We start from the raw sequence: 926 nt of genomic DNA, 5'->3' as shown, positions 1-926 counted from the left end.
GCGGTCTTTGGCTTAATGTCGTTATCAGCGTGATCCATTATGCTTATAACCGCAAAAATATTGTTAAAACAAAAAAAATTAAGTTTATCGTAACTTGTCTCTGTTTCAAAAATAACAGCGCCGTCAAGGAGTTTTTTTATTTTTACGTCAGAAAGTCGCTCTTTTATTACTTGCTCAATAAAAGTCTGCAAGCCGGGAATAAATGTCGCATAATACAAAATCACTTTATCAGGAACACCCTGTGGTACTGCCGCAGGTGTCGCACTTCATGCAAGTTCCGTTTCTTACCAGCGTAAATGAACCGCAAGAAGAACACGGGTCTCCTTCGTAACCTTTAATGCGAGCTTGCACAATTTTTATTACTTCGCTTTCCTGCGGGTAGGATTCTTCCATTACCGCTACCTGCGTCTGCGTTTGAGCCATTACAGGAGAAAGAGCCAATCCCTTGGTAACATTGCCTGAATTACCGGAATTACCTGAAGTTATTTTGCAGGATTTTCCGCCGGACGGAGCGGTCTGTGCCGGTGTCAACGAAACTGAGGCGTTAGGTCTAAAACCAGCACTTTGTTTATCGCCCTTTGGTTTGGGGTCTGCCGATTCGTTTTCGCTTTTCATCGCAGTGGCTACAAGGTCTTCGGGTTTTACCTGACCCAAGTCGCTGCGTTTCAGATAACTAATCGCCAAATCACGGAAGACATAATCAATTACGCTTGTCGCCATTTTCACATAATCGTGTCCCTGCACTAAGCCGTTAGGCTCAAATCTGCTGAATGTGAAAGCGTCAACATATTCCTCTAACGGCACGCCGTATTGCAGTCCAAGAGAGACAGTAATAGCAAAACTGTTTAACAGGCTTCTAAAGGCGGCTCCCTCTTTGTGCATATCAAGGAAGATTTCTCCAAGACTTCCGTCTTCGTATTCGCCTG

Annotated in this window: 2 protein-coding genes; both read right to left on the bottom strand. The window is 44.1% G+C overall.

Annotated features, from left to right (window positions below):
• Window positions 1-224: hypothetical protein (locus ACYVTD_RS14170; protein ID WP_461248368.1), on the bottom strand; the 224-nt coding region annotated here is incomplete at its 3' end.
• Between the two features lie 4 nt (window positions 225-228).
• Window positions 229-926, bottom strand: a 698-nt coding sequence (locus tag ACYVTD_RS14165) for a TSCPD domain-containing protein (RefSeq protein ID WP_461248367.1), incomplete at its 5' end; no start/stop codon positions are given.

Source organism: Treponema sp. R6D11 (genome assembly GCF_054786075.1).
This window is presented reverse-complemented; position numbering and strand designations above follow the sequence as displayed.